At 62.7% G+C, this 3,058-nt stretch carries 2 protein-coding genes and 1 pseudogene; 1 reads left to right on the top strand and 2 read right to left on the bottom strand.

Annotated elements, in window-relative coordinates:
- Positions 1 to 793 (top strand): annotated as a pseudogene (locus tag AAC083_RS02635) (PilZ domain-containing protein); the annotation flags it as partial.
- A 69-nt stretch (positions 794 to 862) separates the two neighbouring features.
- Here the strand turns inward: AAC083_RS02635 and AAC083_RS02630 are convergent.
- Complete coding sequence (locus AAC083_RS02630; protein ID WP_108537954.1) at positions 863 to 1,768, bottom strand: alpha/beta fold hydrolase; 906 nt, start codon at positions 1,766 to 1,768, stop codon at positions 863 to 865.
- Between the two features lie 37 nt (positions 1,769 to 1,805).
- On the bottom strand, positions 1,806 to 2,822 hold the full coding sequence (serB, locus tag AAC083_RS02625) for a phosphoserine phosphatase SerB (RefSeq protein WP_042036188.1): 1,017 nt from the start codon (positions 2,820 to 2,822) through the stop codon (positions 1,806 to 1,808).
- Positions 2,823 to 3,058: the final 236 nt, after the last annotated feature.

The following is a 3,058-nucleotide window of genomic DNA, read 5'->3' as shown; positions in this document are numbered from 1 at the left end:
CCGCCTGCAGGAGCTCTCCAAGAGCATGGATTTGCAACGCCTCCCCTACCGACTGGTCAGCATCAACCTGACCCGGACCATGCTGCATCTGTGTATCGAGGGGGACCCTGAGCGCCACATCGGTCGCCAATTCTTCAGCCTGTTGATCGAGAGCAACCAGAACAAACTCAAGGCAGCGCAGGAGCAGCGTCGTTACCGCGGCATGGCCAGGGCGCTGCGCAACATCTACACCCATCATATCTTCAGCACCCCCGTCTACATCAACAAACTGAAGGGCGCACCCAAGCCGGCCTCGGTAGGCCATGCCCCGCAGGATCGCAGCCTGTCACGTCTGTTGCGGGCCTGTGCCGAGAAGGGGGATCAGGACAACCTCTATCCCCTGTTCCACGGGGATCTGCTCAAGCAGCTGATCATGAACCCGCTGCGCGCCATCGAACGGGAAGACAAGCCACAGGAGGAAGAGGTCTACATCGCCAGTCTGCGCACGCCCGCCGGCTTGCCCGTCTTCTCCAGCCGGCTGGCCAGCAGTTTTCAAGACATGGCGGAAAAACGCAGCTTCATCGAGCTGGCACTGCGTCAGGGGGAGTTTTATTCGGTGCTGGTTGGCATTTCTCGCACCGGCCGACCCGATACCAACTTCATCGCCAACGAGCTGGATTACATCGCCAAGTTCGCCATCCACAAGGCCAGGAAGCTGGAGGAGGAGCTGTGGAGCGTGGTGGGTGTGGGTGAACTAACCGATACCAGCCAGGCCACCCTGTTCCGGCTCGGCATCACCCCACCCATCAATTGAGCGGCAACTCATGCCAATGAACCGGCTCAAGCGCGGATATCGGCCAGGCAAACCAGCCTGGTCTCGCCATCACGCCGTCTGCGGGTTGAGCAGCCACGCGAGGATCTGCGGGAAGTGATCCTCTTGTGCCTGTGGCGCCGTCAGCATGTTGATGTGATCGTAATCGAGCCGGTTGCCGCAGTCCTTGCCAAGCCGGGTGTGGCGTGTGACAGCCCCCATCTCGGCACTGAAGCGACGCACGTCGGTCGGGTGCCCCAATACCTTGTCAGCCTTGGCTGAAATCATCCAGAGCGGCGGCCAGTTGACCCTGGCCGCCGCTTCGTCGTAGGCAAAGCCGTCGTGCGGATCCTGCCAGGGGCCACACTTGATCCAGGGGATAGTCTCCTGCAGGTAGCGCAGCGACTCGTCATCGGCCCCCATCTTCAGGCTGCGGGCAGCCAGAAAACCGCTGCGCTGCGCCAGCCAGGGCGCCAGCCGATTCCAGATGAGATCCACCTTCAACCAGCGTTCCGGGTTCTGCACCGAGATGCCACGCTTGGTACCAAAGAACACCAGGCTGGCGATCTGCCCGGCCAACTCAGGCAAACGCACCAGGGTCGAGGCCATGATGACGCCCCCCCAGGAGTGAGCCATCCAGTGCAGCCTGAAGCCGGCATGGCGCGCCGCAATCCAGCGGTGCAAGGCCGGCAGATCCTTGGTGATCAGCTCGTGCTGGCCATGCCCGGCTTGTACGGCAATAGCCGGGGTGCTCAGACCCCGGCCGCGCAGGTCGGCCACATAGACCTGATAACCGTGGCGCGCCAGGAAACAAGCAAGCCCCTTGCCCGATTCGGTATAGAAGATACGGCCATTCTCGATGGCACCATGCACCATCAGGATCGGCTCAGCATGCACGGCGACCCGTGGCTGAATGTGGCGCACGTGCAGCTGGTGCTCACCACAGGGAATAAACAGGGACTGCTGTAACAGTTCCATCACTATGCCAGGTCCTCCATGACATGGGGCAGGTAACTCAAGATCCGTGACGATCCCAACGGCGATCGCGACAGGCAAGGGCACCGAGCAAACAGATGACCCCTTCCAAATCATGATGGTTGAGGGTGGCGGCCGCCTGGGCCCGTACCAGCGGCTTGGCGTGGATGGCAATGCCAAGAGCGGCCACCGCCATCATCTTGAGATCGTTAGCACCATCGCCGATGGCCACAGTCTGGGCGGCAACAATGCCGTACTCCTGCGCCAGCTGTTGCAGCACCTCGGCCTTGACGCTGGCGTCCACTATGCGCCCGCTCACCTTGCCGGTCAGTCGCCCCTCCTCAACCGCCAGCTCGTTGGCGAAGATGGCGTCCAGCCCCAGCACCTGCTGCAACTCGCCGGCGAAGCGGGTGAAGCCCCCCGAGGCGATCGCCACCTTCCAGCCCGCCTGCTTGAGGGTATCGACCATCAGTTGCAGGCCCGGCATCCAGGGCATTTGGGCCGCCACCTCGTCGAGGATGGTGACCGGCGCCCCTGCCAGCAGGGCGACCCGATTGCGCAGGCTGTCGGAGAACTCCAGCTTGCCCTGCATGGCGGCGGCCGTCACGGCGGCCACCTGCTCGCCCACTCCCGCCAGACGGGCGATCTCGTCGATGCACTCGATCTGGATGGCGGTGGAGTCCATGTCCATCACCAGCAAGCCGGGCTCACTCAGAGTCGGCAGCACCGGCAAATGGCAGATGTCGATGTCCCACTCCCCGGTCTTGAGCAACTGCACCAGCTCGGGGGAAAACCTGTCCGTCCCCAACAGCAGCAAGGGCACCCCGGCCGGAGTGCTCGGCGGATAGAGCTGAGCCTGCATATCCTGCGCGGCCAGCAACTCGGCCAGGCGCGCCAGATGGCGGGCGGCAAGGTGCTTGCCAAACAGCACAAGCCAGGCGCCATCCAGCGGTTTGGCGACGGGCAGCAGCGCCTGCGGCGTCAATTGCCACCAGGGGGCACTGGGCAGGCACTCTGGCCACTCGGACAAGGCAGCAGGTAATTGGGACAACAGCATAGAGATAGAGCCTTCCTTGATGATCATGGGGTTAACAACGCGGGCCCAGAGTAGCGTATTGCTTTTTATACAGGCAAGCGCCAAGATCCCGCCACCGCTCATCGTCAGGAGGCTCAACGCTTGCGTCATCTTCCCATCAAACGTGTTCTCAGTCTGGGTGCCGGCATTTTGCTCGGCCTCTGGGTGCTCGGTGTGCTCATTCATATGCAGGGCGAGAGCCAGGCCTCGCTGCACAG

The sequence above is a fragment of the Aeromonas sp. HMWF014 genome, assembly GCF_963878295.1.
In the GTDB taxonomy this organism is placed as follows: domain Bacteria; phylum Pseudomonadota; class Gammaproteobacteria; order Enterobacterales; family Aeromonadaceae; genus Aeromonas; species Aeromonas popoffii.
This window is presented reverse-complemented; position numbering and strand designations above follow the sequence as displayed.